This window comes from Alicyclobacillus contaminans DSM 17975, assembly GCF_000429525.1.
GTDB classification, from domain to species: Bacteria; Bacillota; Bacilli; order Alicyclobacillales; family Alicyclobacillaceae; genus Alicyclobacillus_A; species Alicyclobacillus_A contaminans.
Window position 1 is genome coordinate 1 of record NZ_AUCA01000038.1, and the last position, 20,523, is coordinate 20,523.

Below are 20,523 nucleotides of genomic sequence, written 5' to 3' on the forward strand. Positions count from 1 at the left end.
TGCAGGGACGGACATACGACCAAATGTTTGCCCACACCACCATCGTCTTCGCACGATACATCATGTTGTCGGCGGCTGCTCGGGACGAGAAGGATCCAAGAACGATAGGAGCTCTCTTCTTCGACTGCTGTGACGAGCTCGAAGACATCCGGTTCGCCGACGCCATGCGTCTGTTGATCGAACTGCTACGGTCCATCATGGAGGCAGCAGATGTTCATAACGGCACCGTGATCGACATGATTGTTGAACAGTTTATCACCCATTTACCCAGCGCTATCAAGGAAAAGCTGGCTGTCTAAGGGTGCGAAACTTGAGTAAATGATTGATACCCCGCGGCTTTCAGCGGAACGGATGGCCGCCAAGCCTATTCCGAAGAGCGTGACGAGACATGCACTCCATGGTCCGGCTGGTGCTTTCCGAAATCGTGAGGTGGGAAGGAGCCGCTTATCGGTCAGCTTCCCACCGGTTGGGTTTGCAATGATGGCAACGCCAAAGACAAGAATGATGCACCGCATTGCAATTCGGCATCCTTTCCCTGGGGAGCAGGAGTGAAAAACACCATGCCCAATATTTACCATCGATTCAAACCGGATTTTTACTCCGCATTCTGAAGATTATCGAGCTCCCCCCACTTTCACAAACAAAGGCCGCCGCGACAGAACACCAATCTCACATTGTCCACATCGCCAGCGACCCTAACGAACGGCGATCACCCGGAATCACCATTCGTGATGTTTTTTTCATTTGCAAACCCGCTCATTTCACAATCCATGTTGTTCCACATGTCATTTCCCGGGGAATTACGACACAATCCCCAACCGTAACAAAACAGCGCTCAGACCTCTCACACCATCACAGTCATCCGTTATTTGCCATTTGACGTTCTCGTTGGAACAGCAGCTTCCACCCACTCTTGCCGCTGGTGCGAAGCACATGGTGCCGATATACGCGTTCTCCCATGCGGACCAGTACCCAGATGGATCCGGCGCACAGACCCAGGCTCACCACCAGCTGCCACCACGGTACCGTGGTCAGCGTGATGCGCGCAAACATCGCGAGGGGTGCGCACATGGGAAGCAGTGAGACAATCACCGAGAAGCGGCTGTCTGGGTTGATGAGCACTGCCATTCCGACGTAGCAGGAGACCATCATCAACAACTGTACAGGCGCGAGCATCATCTGCTGTTCTTTTATCCGGTACACCACGCTGCCCGCCATGCCATAGAGCGTGGCGTAGAACAAATAGCCGAGCACGAAGAAGACGGGAAACGACACCAGAATTTTACCCGGAATCTGCATCAGCGCAATACCTTCCAGCGTGTGCCAGTGCATGGCAATCGCCACAGTGGCCAGCCAAATCAAGTACTGCACCAGCGCGACCGCGCCCACGCCAATCACTTTGCCGAACAGCAGGTGCCAAGGTTTCGCGGCCACCAACAGGAGTTCCACCACGCGGTTCGATTTCTCCTCAATCAACCCCTGCGCCACCCAGGTTCCATAGAGCGTGAGCGTGACCATCATAAGAATTTCCATGGCGTGGATGAGGACGGTCGACAACGCGATGTTCGTCCCGGACGATCCGGTCTCCACCGAACGCTCCGTGACAGGGATGGGCGCTATCATCAACCGCGCCTCAGCGGGCGGTAAGGTCGCCAAGCGCGCCTGCGTGATGCTCGCTTTCATACTGTTTTCGACCGTTTACACGGTGGAGGTGTCGAGCAGTCTGCCTGTGAAGACGTTCAGTGTTGCGTGTGCCGCGTCCGTTCCGCCGACTTCAATCAGCACTTTGGCGTGCATGCGCTTCAAATATGCCAGGATGTCGTCGTTGTTGCCTGCGGGGACATCGCCGGGTTTGGCAAAGACCCATTGCACGTCTCCGGTCATCGTATCCGGGTTCTGGCGAAGCGAAGCGTCGATGAGATGGCGCGGATCGGACACCACCACGGTGGTCGTGGATTTCTTCTGCATCCAGTTCATGAGGGTCGGCAGGAAAACCAATGCAATCATCAGCAGCACACCGAACACAGTAAAGCTCCAGTAGCTGCGCTTGCTCACGCGGGTGAGAAACTCACGCTGAATAATGAGTTTGAAAGTGTTCACCGGGATGCACCCACCTTCTCTAGGAAAATGTCCTGCAGGCTGGGGCGCACCCACTCGTAATGGGTGACCTCCCCCCCCCCGTCCGCCAACAGCTGCCGCAACAGCTCGTGGGCCCTCACGGCCGACAGGGGGATCTGCAGCAGCCCCCGGTGCACCGAGTACGGGCAACCGGCCGGCAGCCCCTGTACGATGGCGTCCAAATTGCCGCCGAGTCGGAGCGCCTGAGGCGGCGCCGCGGCAATCAGCTCGTCCACCCGCCCTTCGGCCACGAGACGGGATTGGTTGAGGATGGCCACGGCGTCGCAGAGCGCTTCCACATGATCCAACCGGTGGCTCGAGAAAAGAATCGTGGTGCCGGAAGCCGCAATCTCGCGGAATACAGCGAGGAATAGCTCGGTGTTGAGCGGATCGAGACCGGTGAACGGCTCATCCAAAATCAGCAGTTCAGGCTGGTGCAGCACAGCGACAATAAATTGTACCTTCTGTTGATTGCCTTTGGACAAATCCCCGAGCCGCCGCGCGGCGAAATCGGAAATCTCAAAGCGCTCCAGCCAGTGCACCGCCGTCCGCAATCCGAACCGCTTGCTAACGCCTTCCACCTGCAGTGTCATACCCTACCTCCATTGCTTCCGCCACGCTTCAGATGCCCATTTCCGCGCACCGCATCAACCGGAAACTTTCAATGCTTTGGTCTTTTAACGTAGTTTTGTGAATTGTACAATGAAACAGAGGGTTATGGTACCCGCCGTGTTCCATCCATAGAATTTCCAGGTTGATTATGGAATGGAACGACGGCAAAGACAACGCAGCATCAGAACAGGGTGAAAATAAATACAAGAGGAGGGGGAGCAGATAGGGCGCTGTGGGCGCCCGAGTCTGTGCGAAGGAACCATGGGGAACAGACCATTTCAGAGAATCCTGGTCGCCAACCGCGGCGAGATCGCCATTCGCATCTGCCGCGCCTGTACCGAACTCGGCATTCAAACGGTCGCTGTGTACTCCGAGGAAGACAAATTGTCCTTGCACCGCTACAAAGCCGATGAGGCTTATCTGATTGGCCAGGGGAAAAGCCCCGTGGGCGCCTACCTTGACGTGGAGAGCATCATCGACGTCGCGCTGCGCACCAACTGCGATGCCGTACATCCGGGTTACGGCTTTCTCTCGGAAAGTGAAGAGCTGGCTTTGGCATGCCGAAAGGCGGGGATCACGTTCATCGGCCCCCGGCCGGAACACCTGCGCAGCTTTGGCGACAAAGCAGAAGCCAGAAAGATTGCAGTGGCAGCGGGCGTGCCCGTGGTTCCCGGCACGGAGGGTGCCGTGGACGTGGACAGCGCACTGGCGTTCGCCGAATCCGTCGGCTATCCGGTGATTTTAAAGGCCATCAGCGGCGGCGGCGGCCGCGGCATGCGCGTGGTCCACAACCGGGAGGAACTGGCCGATGCCTTTGCCCGCGCCAGCAGCGAAGCGCAGGCGGCGTTCGGTTTTGACGGCGTGTACGTTGAGAAATACATTGACCGCCCGAAGCATATTGAAGTGCAGATCCTCGGCGACAGCCAGGGCAACCTCGTGCATCTCTGGGAACGCGACTGCTCGATTCAACGCCGCCATCAAAAAGTGGTGGAAATTGCGCCGAGCCTGCTGCCGCGCGACCTGCGCGCGTCCATCTGCGAGACGGCGGTTCGCTTGATGAAATACGTCGGCTACGAAAACGCGGGTACGGTGGAATTCTTGTTGACGCAGGACGGAGATTTCTACTTCATCGAAGTCAACCCGCGCATTCAGGTCGAACACACCATCACGGAAATGGTCACCGGTGTCGATCTCGTTCAGGCGCAGATTCGCATTGCGGAGGGCCTGACTCTGGATTCACCGGAGATTGGCATCACCGGCCAGGGCGAGATTGAAACCAGCGGATACGCGATTCAGTGCCGCGTCACCACAGAAGACCCGCAGAACGGGTTTCTGCCGGACACGGGCCGCATCACCACCTATCGATCCGCCGGTGGATTCGGCATCCGCCTCGACGCCGGTAACGGGTACGCGGGCGCGCGCGTGCTCCCCTACTACGACTCACTGCTGGTGAAGATTTGCGGCCAGGCGTCCACGTTCCAGAAAGCCGCGCAGAAGGTTCACCGCGCACTCCAGGAATTCCGCATCCGCGGCGTGAAGACGAACATCCCGTTCCTCATCAACGTGGTCAACCACCCCGAGTTTCTCGCGGGCCGCTGCGACGTAGGATTCATTGACAGCCACCCCGAGTTGTTCCGGTTCGCGAAGCGAAAGGACAGAGGGACAAAGCTGCTGTCGTACATCGCGGAGGTGACCGTGAACGGGCCGGATGGTTTGGGACCCGAACCAAAGCCCCAGGTTGAGCAACCGGTGGTGCCGTTTTTTCGCTATGACGAGAAAGCGCCACGCGGCACCCGCGACCTGTTGCACGAATTGGGCGTCGACGGCCTGCTGAAGCACGTGCGGCAGCAACGGCGCCTGTGGTTGACGGACACCACGTTCCGGGACGCTCATCAGTCTCTGCTCGCCACCCGGGTGCGAACCATAGATCTCGCGGCGATTGCCGAGGCGACGTCCCACTATGGACACAACCTGTTTTCCATGGAGGTCTGGGGCGGAGCGACGTTTGACGCCAGCATGCGGTTCCTCAAGGAAGACCCCTGGGAACGGTTGGCCATTCTGCGACAGGCCATCCCCAACATCCTGTTCCAGATGTTGCTGCGCGGCGCGAATGCGGTGGGTTACAAGAACTATCCGGACAACGCGGTTCGCGCATTCACACGCAAGGCCGCCGAGAACGGCGTCGACGTGTTCCGCATTTTCGACAGTCTCAACTGGGTACCCAACATGCGGATTGCCATTGACGAAGTGCGGGCGAGCGGCAAGATTGCGGAAGCCGCCATCTGTTACACAGGTGACATCCTCAATCCAGATAAACAAAAATACTCCCTGCAGTACTACGTCAACATGGCGAAGGAACTGGAGGCTGCGGGCGCACACGTGCTGGCCATCAAGGACATGGCGGGTCTGCTCAAGCCAAATGCGGCGCGCCGCCTGGTCAAGGCGCTGAAGGAACACGTGGGCATCCCGATTCACCTGCACACGCACGACAGCAGCGGCAACGGCATCGCAACCCTGCTGGCGGCGTCGGAGGCCGGCGTGGACATTGTCGACGTGGCCATCAGCGCACTGGCCGGCCAGACGTCGCAGCCGAGTTGGAACGCGCTGGTCGCGGCGTTGGATGGAAGTGGCCGGGAGGTTCCGGACAACCTCGATGATCTCCAGAAACTCGCGGACTACTGGGAAGTGGTGCGCGAGTACTACGGCAAGTTCGAAAGCGGCATGAAAACGGCTTCCGCTGAGGTTTACCGCCATGAAATGCCGGGCGGCCAATACACGAACCTCCGTGAACAGACGACGGCGCTGGGGTTGGGCGACAAGTTTGAGGATGTGAAGCGGGCGTACATCGAGGTCAACCAATTGCTCGGAGACATCGTGAAAGTGACGCCTTCCTCGAAAATGGTCGGGGACTTCGCCATCTTCTTGGTACAGAACGGCCTGAACGCGAAGACGTTGATGGAGCGCGCCGACGAGTTGGACTTCCCGGCGTCCGTGGTCGACTATTTCATGGGACACATGGGCCAGCCCTATGGTGGTTTCCCGGAAGCGCTGCAAAAGGCCGTTCTGAAGGGCCGGAAACCGCTCGAAGGACGTCCGGGCGAACTGCTCCCTGACATCGATTTCGCGGCGGAAGCCGAATCGTTAGCGCAAAAGACGGGACACACCCCCACCGAGGAGCAGGTCCTGTCCTACGTGATGTATCCGAAGGTCACCGAGGAACTGTTGCAGCACCGGGAGCGCTTTGGGAACTTGACCTCGCTCGACACGCTGACGTTCTTTTACGGCATGCGCCCCGGCGAGGAGACGAGCGTAACCATCGAACCAGGCAAGACGTTGATTGTAAAACTGCTGTCCGTGGGCGAACTGCAACCCGATGGAAAGCGTACGGTGTTCTTTGAACTGAACGGTCAACCGCGTGAGGTCGATGTGCTGGATAGGACCGTCCCCGCTGACGCGGTGGAGCGCCGAAAGACGAGCGGCCAGCCGGGAGAAGTCGGCGCCAGCATGCCGGGTACGGTCATGTCCGTCATGGTGCGTCCCGGCGACGCCGTGGAGAAGGGCAGCGTGCTCTTGGTAACCGAGTCCATGAAAATGGAGATACAGGTGCAGGCGCCGCTCTCCGGCGTCGTTCAGGAGATATTCTGCAAACCGGGCGACAGCATTCAGCCGGGCGATTTGCTCGCCATCATCGCACCGTAACACACATCCGAAACCGATGGGGCGGCCCTCGCATCGCAGGCCGCCCATCGCCGTCATCGGGTACAATGAGGATGAGATGCCAATCCACTTGGAGAGATGGTGAGTTCATGATGAAGGATGGGCCCGCCACGGTTCCGTCCGACCGATATTCCCGCCAGATTCTGTTTCGTCCCATCGGCCACAGCGGCCAGGAGAAGCTGCGGAACGCCCGTGTGGCCGTCGTCGGGTTGGGGGCGCTTGGAACCGTACTGTCCTCACAGCTGGTGCGCGCCGGTGTCGGCTATGTGCGGTTGATTGACCGAGACATCGTCGAACCATCCAATCTGCAGCGACAGTCGCTGTACGACGAAGCCGATGCGGACAACCACGTCCCAAAGGCGCTGGCCGCCGCGGCCAAACTCCGACAGGCAAACCGCACCGTCGAAGTGGCGGCGATTGTCGAAGACCTGACCTGGCGCAATGCTGAATCGCGGCTCCGGGACGTGGACCTGATCCTGGATGGCACCGACAACTTTGAAGTCCGCTACCTCATCAACGATGTCGCGGTCAAACACAACGTCCCCTGGGTGTACGGCGGGGCGGTCAGTTCCTACGGTACAGCCGGGATCATCCGACCTCGTCACACCCCTTGTCTCGTGTGCCTGTTCGGGCCGGACCAGGGTAGCGGCCACGATACCTGCGATACCGTCGGCGTCATTGCTCCCGCGGTGTCCATCGTCGCCTCGCTGCAGGTGGCCGAGGCGCTCAAGTATCTGACCGGTAACCTGGACGCCTTGTCGCCTGGGCTCACTCACATTGATGTGTGGCGGAACGAATTCCGGACCGTGCGGTATCCCACGCCGAATCCGGATTGTCCCTGCTGTGCCAGACGGCAGTTTCCTTCGTTGGCACAACGACAGGACGCTCTCGCCGTGTCCCTGTGCGGCCGCAACACCGTGCAGGTACGCCCGAATCCGTCGTCCGGCGAATCAGCAGAGCCCGCGTTTGCGCTCGCCAACCTGGCGGAACGCCTGGCCCGCGTGGCCGACGTCCATTACCAGCCGCATCTGCTGTGGTGCAATTTCGGCCATGTCCAAATCAGCCTGTTTCCGGACGGGCGGGCGCTGATTCACGGGGTGTCCAATCCCGTCGAAGCCCGCAACCTGTACGCGCGCTACATTGGCATGTGACGCCGGGGTGCTGAATGCCATCACCGTGCAGTTCGCACCACAATCTCTCATTCTTTGGAAAGGGTGAAACCATGAGCGTTTACGATTTCCACGTCACCGATATGGACGGCCACGATATCTCGCTGGACAAATATCGCGGGCAGGTCCTGTTGATTGTCAACACCGCCAGCCAGTGTGGCTTCACGCCGCAGTACGAAGGCTTACAATCTCTGTACGAGACTTACAAAGACCGAGGGTTTTCCGTCCTCGGATTTCCGTGCAACCAGTTTGGCCACCAGGAACCCGGCACCGAAGCGGAGATTCGGGAATTTTGCAGCACGCGCTTCCGCGTCACATTTCCCCTGTTTGCCAAGATCGATGTGAACGGGAAGAACGCCCATCCCCTGTATCAATACCTGAAGCAGTCGCAGCGCGGCGTGCTGTCCGGCGCCATCAAGTGGAATTTCACCAAATTTCTCATCAACCGCCAGGGCGTCCCGGTCCAGCGCTTCGCGCCAGCGACCCCACCGGAGCAATTGATCCGCCCCATCGAAGAACTTCTGGATGCGGAAGCGTGAGTCACACGGAGAAAGGGATGGTGCCGCCGTGATGGCGGATTCCATCCCTTTCTCCAACGATTGAACGGACCCTTTTCAATTCACGCCCACTCGGCCCGTGCTCGGGCGTAGGCCCTGGCCAGCCGCGCCACCGATGCCTCGTCGGACACCCCGGTCACCGCGGTGATGGCAGCATCGATTCCCTGCGTTTTGATCAACTCCTGAATCTCCATCGCCGCCGCATCTTCCGGATGGTCGTACAGCAGGCCCAGCGCGATGGCCGTCTCGAGGGCGGGTGTATCCTGCAGCACGTCCATCGCCATGCGCCACGGGCGGACGAGGCGGTCGTTGCTCGCCAGTTTACGGCGAGGATCGCGAGCTACACGGCGTACTTCATCCGGGATTTGCGGATTCGCAAACCGCCGCCGAACGCTCTCCGCATACGCTGCGAGCTGTTCTAGCGTAAACACGGAATGGTGATGGGCCAACGCCTGTCCCACCTCAGCCTGCAGAGCTTCCACCAACCGTTGAACCTGCGGTTCCTTCATCGCATCTGCGATGGTCTGGCAATGTTTCCGATAGCCACCATAAGCCACCGCCGCATGAGCCCCGTTGAGCAGGAACAGCTTGCGTTCCAGGAACGGATTGAGGTCCTGTACGAACGTGGCTCGGGAAAGGGGCAACTCGCATTTCAAGGATGGCGTCTCGATGTCCCACTCGAAGTCCGGTTCCACGAACACGTCCAGCGGTTGTTTCGAATCATCCTGCACGTTCGGCACAATTCGGTCCACCGCCACATCGACAAATCCGACGTGTTCGTCCATCCAGCGAACCAGTGCCTCGTCCGCGTGCGCGTACAACCAATCCTTCAACTGCGATGTCGCCCGGACTGCGTTTTCGCAGGCCATGACGTGCACGATACCGTCCCCGCCGAGCTGCCGCCGCAATTGAAACCCGTCCAACAGCACTTGTCCAACACCTGGAAGATTGCCGATCCCGACCGCCGTGGTCACCACATCTGCCGCTGCGACCGCCTGGGTGCACGCCTCCGATCCGAATTGCACCGCACGCACGCCATCCACCCGCTGCGGCACGGCGTCCGCCGACAGGGGGATGACCCGGTACGACTGTTCCCGGTTGATGAGATCCACCACAGCCGGGACCACATCGGCGAAGACCACATCAAAGCCGGCCTCGTGCAGCAGCGCGCCTATGAACCCGCGCCCAATGTTGCCTGCGCCAAATTGCACCGCCCGTGCCATCAGACTTCCCCCTCCGCGAGCACCGCAGCAATTTCCGCGTACGACTTGGCCGCCACGAGTTTCTTCACATTGTCCTCATCCTGGCACACAATGGCAATCTGTGACAGAATGCCCAGGTGTTCATCCTGCTTCCCAGCGATGCCAATCACCAGATACGCGGTATTGCCATCGCCGAAATCAACGCCTTCCGGATATTGTGCGAGAATGATGCCCGATTTCCGGATGTGCTGAACATACTCCGGCAGACTGTGCGGAATGGCGACACCATTGCCAATGTAGGTGGTCATGGACGCCTCGCGCGCCAACATACCCTCGATATATGGCGCCTCGACATACCCATTGGCCACCAGCTGTCCGCCGACGCGGCGGATGGCATCGTCCTTGGATTCAGAAGGATTGTTGTACAAGATGTCTGATTCTCGCAGCAATTGCACTGCCCTCACACTCCTCTGTGTTTATCTTCATTGTGTGATGGTGCTTCGGGTGAATCCGTCGGCGCGAGCCGCCGCATCACGCGTTCCATTTCGTCCTGCGACGCCCGCCGGAGCACATCCACGAACGCCGGGTCCATCACCAATGTGGAACTGATCCGGCCGAACCAGTCCACCACTTCCGGCAGCTCCTCCAACCTCGCCAACAGCACCAGCACACAGTCCACCGACTCCACGCTGGTGCCGACGCTCGGCAGCGACAGTGGACGGTTCAGCCGGTACACGGCGATGTGTCCCCGCACCAGGCCCTGCGGCCGTCCGTGCAACACCGCCGTGTGCTGTCCGGGAATGACGACGCTGCCCAGTTGTTCACGGGCGTGCAATGCGGCTGCCACCGATGCGGCGTCGCTCGCGTCACCGCACGCGGCCACATCCGCCGCCACCCGGGAAATCAACTCGGGCACGCCGTTCACGTCCACCTCCCGGACATGGACGGGACCGACAGCCTGGGCCGGATGACGGGCCGCGGCGCCCTGATCGGTCTCCGCCGACGGGAGCCAGCCGGATGCGTCGCCTCCGGTCCTGGACACGCTCCCAAGCGCCTGCAGCGCCTCCCGCACCTGAACCACATCCGGTTCATTCAAGAATGGAGAAACCGTCACATGTGGAACGTCCAGGTCGGGCAACGGCACGGTGGAGACCACCAAATCGCAACTGGACGCGTCCAACGCGTGTGCCGCATCCACTCCCGTCACCTTCACCTGGGGAAATTCGCGTTGCACGCGACTCGCGAGGAGCGCCGCTGAACTGATGCCATTGGGACAGACAATCTTCACCCGAATGACCGTCCGCGCCTGCCACCGCTCCATCGCGGCCCCCAGATGCATCGTCAGGTAACCCACCTCGGCCTCCGGTACCGTGCTCCCGTAGGGCGCCATCACTTCCTCGCAGGCTTGTCTCATCCATTCGTAGTACTGGGGATAGCGCCGCTGAACCTCTTCCAGCAACGGATTGCGAATCGAAAGCCCGGTCTGCATGCGATACAGCGCAGGTTCCAGATGCTGCGTGAGCCCCAGGATCAGCGCTTCGTCCTGCAATAACGGCACGCCCACCAGATCCGCCAGCTTCTCCACCAACTGGCGCACCAGCGCCATCACCGTCATGTTCATTGGAATGAATGTTCGCCGATCCGCCGGCTGCACTTTCGCCCCCCGCAGATGACGCGCCAGATACTGGACCTCCCCGCGCAGGTTCGCGGCGTTCGGCAACAGACGCTGCAGGATGTTGCGGCACGTCTCCCATTCGGCCGCCACGTCCGGCATCGAGCCATGCGCCGGCGTGGCTTCCTCAGGCAACACGCAGCCCGCGTCCACCCGCTGCCAGGCCAGGAGCACGTGGACCAGGAACGACACTTTGGCCCCTTCGTCCAGCGGCGGGTGGATGCCGCGCAAGCTTTCCTCCACCACTTGCCGCGCGGTCCGGATACGCGCTTCACCAAAGCCCTGCAGCAACGTGGGAAGTGGCTGCATCTCAGATGCGCCCGGAGACGTCCCAAGCCGGGAGACGAGCAGCGGCATCGACACCAATTGGTGAATGATTTCCGCAGCCATCTCCCGGCGGGTCACTTCCGGTCCTGAAATTTCCACACCATATCCACGTCGCCGCACCAGCCGCAGTCCGTGCGCTTCCAGCCAATCGCTGACCTGATCCAAATCATGGCTGACGCTGGCGGCCGTCACGTGAAGCCGCTTCGCCAGGTACATCAGTTTCAGCGGCCCATCGTTCAACAGCAGTTCCAAAACGGCGTACACTGCGCGTTGGCGCGGTGTCCATACCATCTCGCGCGGCATCCGTTCCGAGATTTCACGCAGCACGCGCTGGCGGGACGCAGGGGGTCCAATGCATTGGACCCCCTGCCGGCTGACCGCCACCTCCAGCCCGAACGGCCGCACGTACGCCTGAATCGCCTCCAGGTCCCGCTGCAGCGTGCGCTTACTGACCTGCAGCTGCCGCGCGTATTCGGCCAGCGGCTGGCTTTCATCCAGCATCAGTCGGTGCAGTACGACCGCTTGGCGCGTGGTTAACGGTTGCGTCATGTTCATCCCAACTTTACTTAACCTGGCCAAGCTCCTCGATGAATGCTTGATAGGTCGCCTTGTCCAGGAAGTTGTCCACGGTGTAAATCACCGCATGGGTGGCCACCTGCCGCGCCCGCTCCGACAAACTCTGCTGGGTGAACACCACCTCTGCGTCCGCAGGCAGTTGGTTCACCGGCATGTGGTCCACCGGAATATCATAACCTGCATCCTTCAGTTGCTTGCGCAGCAACGATGCGCCCATCGCGCTCGAGCCCATGCCGGCCTCGCAAGCGAAAATCACACGCGACGGCAGTTTCGAGACCGCCCGTTCCGCCGCATTCGCAACGGTGGCAGCGGCAACCTGGCCCTTGCTCTCAGCCTTCATTTGCTTCATCAAACTCGTTGCCATACTCAGGGAATCTTCACTGAACTCCTCGCGGCTGCGGGCGAGAATCAGAGAAGCAACAAGGAGGGAAACAGCCGCCCCCACAAAGATGCCCGCCAACACCGGGAAATACCCGCCGCGCGGAGACATTGCCATCTCTGCGAAGATACTGCCCGGCGACGCCGTGGCCACGAGCCCCGCGTGCAGCAGCATGAACGTGCTGTCCGCCGCGATGCCGCCCGCAATGACTGCCAGAATCAGAATGGGCTTCATCAGAATGTACGGGAAGTAGATTTCGTGAATTCCCCCGAGAAACTGAATCACAATCGCGCCAGGCGCAGACTGCCGGACGCTGCCCTTACCGAACAGCAGGTACGCCAACAGGATACCGAGCCCCGGTCCTGGGTCCGTCTCCAGAAGGAAGAAGATGGATTTCCCGGTCTCCTTGGCCTGCTGAATCCCGAGCGGATCGAGAATACCGTGATTGATGGCGTTGTTCAGGAACAGCACCTTGCCCGGTTCAATGAAAATCGCAATCAGCGGAAGCAGATGGACCGCCGTGATCCAGGACGCCGCCGCGCCGAGCGCGTTGGAGACAGCCGTCATCACCCTGTCCACGCCGAGAAAGCCAATGATGGCCAGGGCGCCGCCGATGATACCCGCCGAAAACGTATTCACCAACATCTCGAATCCGGACGGAATACGGTCTTTTGTCATACGGTCGAACATTTTCACCAAATACCCGCCGAGCGGTCCCATGATCATGGCGCCGAGGAACATGGGCTGAGACGATCCAACAGCCACCCCGGCCGTTGCCAACGCGCCGACCACTGCGCCGCGCTCGCCGTGCACCAATTTCCCACCCGTATACCCAATCAGCACCGGAATGAGAAATGTGACGAAAGGCCCCACCAGTTGGTTCAACTTGGCGTTCGGCGTCCAACCGGTTGGAATAAAGAATGCGGTAATCAAACCCCAAGCGATAAGTGCAGGGATGTTGGGCATCACCATGCCCGCCAGAAACCCGCCGAACTTCTGCAAGCCCGCCTTCATCGATGAATTGGCGGTGCGGTTCTTGCTCGTAGATTGTGCAACAGCTTCCATTGACCAGACCTCCTTTGCGCTTTCAGCCTCATATAGTGGTTACGATGGCTACTCTACGACCTTGAAAGCGCATTAGCAACGTCAAGAAATTCACCCGTGACGTCCAAAACGATGACAAGTTTGAATTGTTGTCCCCAGGTCCTGAAGGTTCGTGATCATGTTTCCCCCGACACGAACGCAGAATCCCCGAAACACGCAATTCTATATATTGCAAAAAATCAAACCTTAGTTTACTATACCAACCAAGATGGTCTGCAGCACGGGTTCAGGCATCATGAAAGGCCTGTATGAAAGCGATTTCTGTCCACAATAGTTGCGCTCACAAACAATGTCCAACACGACAGAGATTCGCGTACCCATCCAAAGGACAAGGGGGATTCATGCGTGAGAAACAAGACCACGTACTGGGTCGGAGCCGCTGTGGCCGTGGCGATGACACTGACCACAGCTTGCGGGAACAGCAGCGGCGGCAACAACACTTCCAATCAGGCGACTGGAAGTTCCGGAAGCGGGAGCGGAAAGAAAATCATTGCCCTGCTGTTGCCGGACACCACTTCATCGGCGCGGTACGAGACACAGGACAGGCCGGACTTCATCAATGAAGTGAAAGCCCTGGATCCGAGCATTGAGGTGGACTATCAGAACGCCCAAAACAACTCCGCCACCCAACAGCAGCAGGCGGAAGCCGCCATCACAAACGGTGCCAAGGTCCTGGTGATTGACCCGGTCGACTCAAAAGCGGCAGCCGCCATTGTGAGCGAGGCCAATCAAGCCGGGGTGAAGGTCATCTCGTATGACCGCATGATTGTCAACTCAAAAGTGGACTACTACGTCTCCTTTGACAATCTGGAGGTTGGAAAGTTGCAGGGGCAATTCATCGCGGACCACACGCCGCAGGGCGGCACGGTGGTGATGATTAACGGAGCCCAGTCGGACAACAATGCGCTACAGTTTGCCCAAGGCGCGCATCAAGTGCTCGATCCCCTGTTCAACAGCGGCAAGTTGAAGCTGGGCTATCAAAGCTACACGCCGAACTGGGATCCCGCCAACGGACAACGCGAGATGGAGGCGGCCCTGACCAAGCTGAACAACAAGGTCGACGCGGTGCTCGCCGCCAACGACGGCTTGGCGGGAGCGGTGATTCAAGCGCTGTCCGCCCAGGGATTGTCCGGCAAGGTACCGGTCACCGGCCAGGACGCCACCGATGCAGGCCTCCACGACATTCTGCAGGGCACGCAGTCGATGACGGTGTACAAAGCGGTTCCGAAGGAGGCGAAGATTGCAGCTCAACTGGCGGTGGACATCGTGGATGGCAAGACCATCGGCTCGGATCTCGTGAACGGCAAGGTCAACAACGGCGCCGAAGACGTCCCGGCCGCCTTGCTGCAACCGGTCGTCGTGACCAAAGACAACATCCAGTCCACCGTGATTCAGGACGGATTTACCACCATGGACAAGATTCAGCATCCCGCACAATAGGGACGGCGAGAGCCGGAGGGCGCGGGGCCTGGCCTGCGCTCTCTTTTTCTGCCAGAACTGCCGGACGTGCATTGGTCGAACAGCATTCGGGAGGTGTTTGCATTGACGGACGTACAGGTGCCCGAGGACCAGCCGGTCACAGCGGGCGATGGGACAGCGCCGCTTCTGAGTGTGCGCGCCATCCGCAAGCGATTTGGCGCGGTTCAGGCGTTGCAGGGTGTATCACTTGACGTGCATCCGGGGGAAGTGGTGGCGTTGGTTGGCGATAACGGCGCAGGGAAGTCCACCACCATCAAAATGATCAGCGGCGTGGAGACCCCGGATGACGGCGAGATCTTCTTCGAAGGCCAGCCCGTGCATCTCACCAGCCCGGCGGTGGCGGAACGATTGGGGATCCAAACGGTGTATCAGGATTTAGCGCTGTGTGACAATCTGGACATCGTCTCGAATCTCTTTCTCGGGCGTGAGCTCCATCGGACCCTCATTCCGGGCTTGCCGAAACTCATGCGCAAATCGGAGATGGAGAAACGAGCCATCCCGGTCCTCAAAGAGCTGGGCATCAACCTGCCCCCCTTGAGTACGCTGGTGGCCAGCTTGTCGGGTGGACAGCGTCAGACCGTGGCCGTGGCCCGGGCGGTCCTGTGGGGATCGAAACTCGTGATGCTCGACGAACCGACGGCAGCGCTCGGCGTCACGCAGACGAAGGCGGTCTTGGAACTGATTGAGCGCCTGGCCGGCAACGGTGTCGCCGTTCTCATGATTTCACACAACATGACAGATGTGTTTCAGGTCGCGGATCGCATTGTGGTGCTCCGTCTGGGGCGGACAGTGGCCAACTTTGTGAAGTGCGAAACGTCGCTCGACCAAGTGGTCGCGGCCATCACCGGTTCCGCAGAGGAGGTGGCAATCCAAGAATGAGCATTCAGTTCGAGCGTACGCTGCAGCCGAAAAGCGGCGGATGGGTGGAGAATTGGCGAGACCGCGTCCGCGCCGGTGACCTGGGACTTCTCCCCGTGATTCTGGCGCTCATCGTCATATGGGTCATCTTTGAAAGTGTCAATGGCAACTTTCTCTCCGGCCGAAACCTGTCCAACCTGACCCTGCAAATTACCGAGATTGGTATGTTGGGGATTGGCGAAACATTCATCCTGCTGCTGGGTGAAATTGACCTGTCCATCGCGGCAGTCAGCGGTGTCGCCGCCGCGGTACTGGTGCTGTTGTCGAACGCGGGGATCAATCCTTGGATCTGTATCATCGCGGCCATTTTGACCGGCGTCATCATTGGCGGCTTCCAGGGAATCTGGGTCACCATGATAGGCGTGCCCGCCTTCATCGTCACGCTGGCCGGCTCCCTGGGATATCAGGGCATTTTGCTCGCGTTCCTCGGCAGCACGGGAACCGTTCCCATCTTCAGCCATACGCTGCTCGGCATCGCGGCTTCGTACATTCCCGCCTGGGCTGGCTGGATTGTCGCGTTGATTGCGGTGGTTCTGTACACGGCCAGCCTCATCCTGGTGCAGCGCGGGCGGCGGGCGAGAAACCTTTCGTTTCTCTCGCTGCGTTCCATCGCACTTCGCTGTGCCGTGGTGGTCGTGGTGGCCGCCGTCGTGGTGGGCGTGCTCAACTCGTACCGAGGCTTTCCCGTGGCAGGATTGATCCTGCTCGCGTTCGTCGTGTTGTTCTCGTTCGTCACGCAATCCACCGTGTTCGGCCGCCACATCTATGCGGTCGGGGGCAACAAGGAAGCGGCCCGGCGGGCCGGCATCAACATCCGCAAAATACGGATTGCCATCTTTACCCTGAGCGGCGCCATGGGGGCCATCGGCGGTATCATCGGCGCGTCCCGCCTCGGATCTGCGTCCCCCGCCTCCGGCGGTGGTGACCTGCTGCTGGATTCCATCGCGGCGGCGGTGATTGGCGGCACGAGTTTGTTTGGCGGCCGCGGCAGTATTTGGAACGCATTGGCCGGCGCGTTTGTCATTGGCAGTGTGGAGAATGGGATGGACCTGCTGAGCGCGCCATCCAGCACGAAATACATTGTGGAAGGCGGCATTCTGCTCATCGCCGTGACCATCGACACCATCACCCGCAATCGGCGCCGAACGGCGGGAAGATGAGTCACACATGTCGGCGCCGTGGCGTGCCGGAGCATCCGGCACGCCCTGTCCACCCAACGACGCTCTCATCGCCTCCACTCAGGATCTCGCGAACGCGTCTCCCTCGTCTCCGATGGCGTTAAAGCCCGCCTGGCTGAACTGCACGCGATGCGCCCCCAGCTCGCTCTCCAACGCCCGGAGCAACGGCAGATGGGCGGACCTGTGGTACCACTCGGCGTAGCCCAGCCGTTCGAACAACGCGCGCAATCCCAACGCCTCCGACCGGCGACCGTGGGCGCCGTCCCCGTGGAACAACGTATCCACCACCGCGCGCGTGCACCGATGTTTGAGCAAACGCGCGAACACGTCCGGCGTGTTGGGCAGCATCGGACTGACGGCGGCCTGAACCGGGATTCCGGCCTGCAGGAGCTGCTGCATCGCGTCAAGGCGGCTGGCCACCGTCGGCGAGGTGGGGGTGAACGCGCGACGAACCAGCTCCTCGTTCGTTTCCAGCGTCAGACTGACCCAGGCCCCGGGAATGCGCTGCAGCACATCCACATCCCGAACCACCAGCGGCGAGCGCGTCTGCACCACGAGAAGCGCCGGCGGATATTCCGCGAACACCTCGAGGCAGGCCCGCGTGAGGCGGAGACCGGTCTCCGCGCCCTGGTACGGATCGGTTGCGGAACTCATGAAAATCCGCAGCGTGGGAAGCATGCCGCGCTTGGCCAATCGATGCATTTCCCGGCGCAGCACATCGGCGATATTCTCTTTCGCCACCACCCATTCCCCCCAGGGGCTGGCGGCAAACAGCGCAACGGGCAATCGGCGAACATAACAGTATGGACACCCCTGCCCTTGCGAGGTGGCTTGGCCAAACGCACAGCCGGCGTAGGGTTGCAGGGTGTGGGTGAACGTATTCAAGAATCCGCCCCGCTGCGGCTGCAGTGCACGCCTCACTTGCTTGACTGGAATCACTGCAATCCCCCCTGTCGTTCGGTCAGCCGCCACATTCGCAAACGATTCACGAAAATTGCCGAATTTTCCTCTTGCCTTCATTCCCGTGCACCCGTACAATGTACACATTACAAATACACTTGTTTTTCTCATGTAGACAAAGGTGAGGCGGCATGTCTGAAGATCCATTCTACCTCATTCGCCGGTCACACCTGCCGGAAGTTGTGCGCAAGACGGTGGAAGTGACCGAACTATTGCAGCGTCATCCGGACTGGAGCGTGTCGGAAGCGGTCCAACGCGTCGGCCTCTCGCGCAGCGCCTACTACAAGTACAAGGACGTGGTCCGCCCATTCCACAGTGCGGTGCAGGGGCACATTGTCACCGTTGCGTTGACGCTGCGGCACATCCCCGGCGTCTTGTCGGAAGTGCTGAACACGCTGGCGGTCCGCAAAATGAACATTTTGACCATCAACCAGTCGCTGCCGCTGCAAGGGGTGGCCACCGTCATTGTTTCCGCGGAGACTCGTGACATGGTGGGGGATTTGGACAGCGCACTGGATCAACTGCGCGAAGTGAACGGCGTGGAAAACGTGACCATTGTCGGTCAGAGTGCGTGAGAAACAGACGGAATTCACGGATGGTGAGGGAGTGGAGAGACAGCAATGAACGTGTACATTGGATTGCTGGGATGCGGAACGGTCGGCGGCGGCGTGGTGGAATTGATCCACAGGCGGCAGGCCAAAATTGCGGATCTCACGGGATATCGCCCGGTGATAGAGAAAATTTTGGTCCGCGATGTGAACAAACCGAGAAATGTCGAACTGAATCCGGACTGGTTGACCGCTTCTGCCGCCGAAATTCTCGAAGATCCGAAAATCTCCGTGGTGGTGGAAACCATCGGAGGTATCGAGCCGGCCCGCGCATACATCCTCGAAGCGCTGCGGCGCGGCAAACACGTGGTCACCGCCAACAAGGACCTGATGGCGTTGCACGGCGCTGAAATTTACGCAGCGGCCGAGGCATCGGGCGTCCATGTGCTCTACGAAGCGGCGGTCGGAGGCGCCATCCCGCTCATTCGCCCGCTGAAAGAGTGCCTCACTGGCAACGAGATCACCTCGCTCAAAGGCATTGTGAACGGCACCTCCAACTTCATTCTGTCCAAGATGACGGACACCGGCGCCGATTTCTCAGAAGTGCTGGCGGAAGCGCAGGCGCTCGGGTACGCCGAGGCGGATCCGTCAGCGGACGTGGACGGTCTGGATGCCGCCCGCAAGCTGACGATTCTGGCTTCGCTCGCTTTCAATACGGACGTGCGATTGGCCGATGTGGAAGTGCAGGGCATCCGCAACATCACCGCAGCCGATGTGCAATACGCGCGGGAGTTGGGCGCGGTCATCAAATTGATTGCGGAGGGACTCGATCTGGAAGGAAAGCTGGTCCTGCGCGTTCAGCCGTCGCTGATTCCCAAGCACCATCCCCTGGCGCACGTGTCCGGTGCCAACAACGCGCTCTACGTTCGCGGAGATGCCGCCGGAGACCTGATGTTCTACGGCCGCGGTGCCGGAAGCTTGCCCACCGCCAGCGCCGTCATGGGAGACATCATTGAAATTCTTCGCAATCTGCAGATGGGGGCGCGGCCCAGCGCCCCGCACATGTGTCTCACGCACAAGCCGGTACATCCCAACGAAGCGCCGCCGCAGCGTCATTACGTACGTCTGCACGCGACGGATCAACCGGGGGTGTTCGCGGACATCGCCAGCATCTTCGGGAACGCAGACGTGAGCATGGAAACCGTCATGCAGCGACCGGTGCCGTCCGGCCTCGCGGAAATTGTGATTGTCACGCACCTCGTCGGCCGGCAGGCGCTGAAAAATGTGTTGGCCGCATTGGAATCCTCGCCCAATGTACAGCGCGTGTGCTGCGTGCTGCCGGTGGAAGTGGCCTGAGCCACGGGCAGAACAAAACAGCCCGCCCCATCCTCGGGTGGGCTGTTTTGCGCTCTCTCCGTTGACTCAACGGAGCGCCTCGATGATTTCGGCGGTTTTCCGAACCCGACCCATGCGCGGGAAAATGTACCCCACGGAATGGGCGTGCTCAGCCGCAGACAAGGCGGTCATCGCGTCTTCCGCGAACACCTGCTGGTAGTTGTGCTGGAGCGCTTCGCGCGCCGTGGTCTCCACGCCAATGCCCGTGGCGATGCCGCACAGGACGATGGTGGTAATCCCGCGCCTCCGCAGCTGCAGATCGAGATCCGTCCCGTAAAAAGCCCCCCAGTTGTGCTTGGTCACCAGGTGATCCGTCGGCTTCGGCCCGAGCGGTGCGGCAATCTGCGCATAATCCTTCGGTCGTTCCCCGCGGGAGAGCGGAGGCGCGTCCGTGATGGGGCGCAGCATGTCACCGCCATCCCGAGAATCCACATTGACGAGGACGACAAACGCGCCCTTCGCGCGAAACGCGTCCGCCAATTGCACCACGTTGTCCAGCACAGCGTCCGGACTGTACGGTTGGCAGGGCAACTGCAAAACGCCATTCTGCATGTCTATGACCACAAGGGCCGTTTCCTTGGCTTCGAGTTGCAGCGATGTACTCACAATAAC

The 20,523-nt window shown here is 60.1% G+C and carries 17 protein-coding genes and 1 pseudogene; 9 read left to right on the forward strand and 9 right to left on the reverse strand.

Annotated features, from left to right (window positions below):
* A pseudogene (locus G463_RS23215) lies at positions 1–299 on the forward strand (IS4 family transposase); the annotation flags it as partial.
* Positions 300–858: 559 nt separating this feature from the next.
* Here the strand turns inward: G463_RS23215 and G463_RS20425 are convergent.
* Genes G463_RS20425 through G463_RS20430 form a run of 3 tightly spaced genes read right to left on the reverse strand, consistent with a single transcriptional unit; the run spans position 859 to position 2,711 of the window.
* Positions 859–1,683, reverse strand: coding sequence for an ABC transporter permease (locus tag G463_RS20425; RefSeq protein WP_084171687.1), 825 nt, complete (start codon positions 1,681–1,683; stop codon positions 859–861).
* A gap of 15 nt (positions 1,684–1,698) precedes the next feature.
* Positions 1,699–2,100: a hypothetical protein gene (locus tag G463_RS0113335; protein ID WP_026975571.1), complete on the reverse strand. Its 402-nt coding sequence runs from the start codon at positions 2,098–2,100 to the stop codon at positions 1,699–1,701.
* Positions 2,097–2,711, reverse strand: coding sequence for an ABC transporter ATP-binding protein (locus G463_RS20430; RefSeq protein ID WP_051322299.1), 615 nt, complete (start codon positions 2,709–2,711; stop codon positions 2,097–2,099). The genes G463_RS0113335 and G463_RS20430 overlap by 4 nt, the downstream gene beginning before the upstream one ends.
* A 280-nt stretch (positions 2,712–2,991) precedes the next feature.
* Between G463_RS20430 and G463_RS0113345 the strand changes: the two genes are divergently transcribed.
* From G463_RS0113345 to G463_RS0113355, 3 genes are all read left to right on the forward strand, one after another.
* Positions 2,992–6,429 (forward strand): pyruvate carboxylase, encoded by a 3,438-nt coding sequence (locus G463_RS0113345; protein ID WP_026975572.1) that lies wholly within the window; start codon positions 2,992–2,994, stop codon positions 6,427–6,429.
* A 107-nt stretch (positions 6,430–6,536) separates the two neighbouring features.
* Positions 6,537–7,598, forward strand: a complete 1,062-nt coding sequence (locus G463_RS0113350; protein ID WP_084171689.1) for a ThiF family adenylyltransferase — start codon at positions 6,537–6,539, stop codon at positions 7,596–7,598.
* Positions 7,599–7,669: 71 nt separating this feature from the next.
* Complete coding sequence (locus G463_RS0113355) at positions 7,670–8,155, forward strand: glutathione peroxidase (protein ID WP_026975574.1); 486 nt, start codon at positions 7,670–7,672, stop codon at positions 8,153–8,155.
* Between the two features lie 80 nt (positions 8,156–8,235).
* Here G463_RS0113355 and G463_RS0113360 read toward each other — a convergent pair whose 3' ends face one another.
* The 4 genes from G463_RS0113360 to G463_RS0113375 are packed head-to-tail and all read right to left on the reverse strand — an operon-like array spanning position 8,236 to position 13,394.
* A complete protein-coding gene (locus G463_RS0113360) occupies positions 8,236–9,396 on the reverse strand; it encodes a mannitol-1-phosphate 5-dehydrogenase (protein ID WP_026975575.1) in 1,161 nt (386 codons plus the stop codon).
* Positions 9,396–9,830, reverse strand: a complete 435-nt coding sequence (locus G463_RS0113365) for a PTS mannitol transporter subunit IIA (protein WP_026975576.1) — start codon at positions 9,828–9,830, stop codon at positions 9,396–9,398. Before G463_RS0113365 ends, G463_RS0113360 begins: the two co-directional genes overlap by 1 nt.
* A gap of 5 nt (positions 9,831–9,835) precedes the next feature.
* On the reverse strand, positions 9,836–11,923 hold the full coding sequence (locus tag G463_RS0113370) for a BglG family transcription antiterminator (protein WP_169725479.1): 2,088 nt from the start codon (positions 11,921–11,923) through the stop codon (positions 9,836–9,838).
* A 13-nt stretch (positions 11,924–11,936) separates the two neighbouring features.
* Positions 11,937–13,394: a PTS mannitol transporter subunit IIBC gene (locus G463_RS0113375; RefSeq protein ID WP_026975578.1), complete on the reverse strand. Its 1,458-nt coding sequence runs from the start codon at positions 13,392–13,394 to the stop codon at positions 11,937–11,939.
* A gap of 384 nt (positions 13,395–13,778) precedes the next feature.
* On the opposite strand from G463_RS0113375, the gene G463_RS0113380 reads away from it, so the two are divergent.
* From G463_RS0113380 to G463_RS0113390, 3 genes are all read left to right on the forward strand, one after another.
* Positions 13,779–14,873 (forward strand): sugar ABC transporter substrate-binding protein, encoded by a 1,095-nt coding sequence (locus G463_RS0113380; RefSeq protein ID WP_026975579.1) that lies wholly within the window; start codon positions 13,779–13,781, stop codon positions 14,871–14,873.
* 102 nt (positions 14,874–14,975) lie between these two features.
* Positions 14,976–15,791 carry an ATP-binding cassette domain-containing protein gene (locus G463_RS0113385; protein WP_245575911.1) on the forward strand — a complete coding sequence of 272 codons (816 nt, stop codon included), beginning with the start codon at positions 14,976–14,978 and terminating at the stop codon, positions 15,789–15,791.
* On the forward strand, positions 15,788–16,990 hold the full coding sequence (locus G463_RS0113390) for a sugar ABC transporter permease (RefSeq protein ID WP_026975581.1): 1,203 nt from the start codon (positions 15,788–15,790) through the stop codon (positions 16,988–16,990). The genes G463_RS0113385 and G463_RS0113390 overlap by 4 nt, the downstream gene beginning before the upstream one ends.
* Positions 16,991–17,068: 78 nt before the next feature.
* Here G463_RS0113390 and G463_RS20435 read toward each other — a convergent pair whose 3' ends face one another.
* The gene (locus G463_RS20435) at positions 17,069–17,947 is read right to left on the reverse strand and encodes an SPL family radical SAM protein (RefSeq protein ID WP_084171691.1); all 879 of its coding nucleotides are present in this window, start codon (positions 17,945–17,947) and stop codon (positions 17,069–17,071) included.
* 152 nt (positions 17,948–18,099) lie between these two features.
* Between G463_RS20435 and G463_RS0113400 the strand changes: the two genes are divergently transcribed.
* On the forward strand, positions 18,100–18,543 hold the full coding sequence (locus tag G463_RS0113400; RefSeq protein WP_026975582.1) for an ACT domain-containing protein: 444 nt from the start codon (positions 18,100–18,102) through the stop codon (positions 18,541–18,543).
* Positions 18,544–18,588: 45 nt separating this feature from the next.
* Entirely contained in the window at positions 18,589–19,872 is a 1,284-nt protein-coding gene (locus G463_RS0113405) for a homoserine dehydrogenase (RefSeq protein WP_026975583.1), read from the forward strand.
* A 66-nt stretch (positions 19,873–19,938) separates the two neighbouring features.
* On the opposite strand, the gene G463_RS0113410 is transcribed toward G463_RS0113405, so the two are convergent.
* On the reverse strand, positions 19,939–20,517 hold the full coding sequence (locus tag G463_RS0113410) for a hydrolase (RefSeq protein ID WP_026975584.1): 579 nt from the start codon (positions 20,515–20,517) through the stop codon (positions 19,939–19,941).
* Positions 20,518–20,523 lie beyond the last annotated feature (6 nt).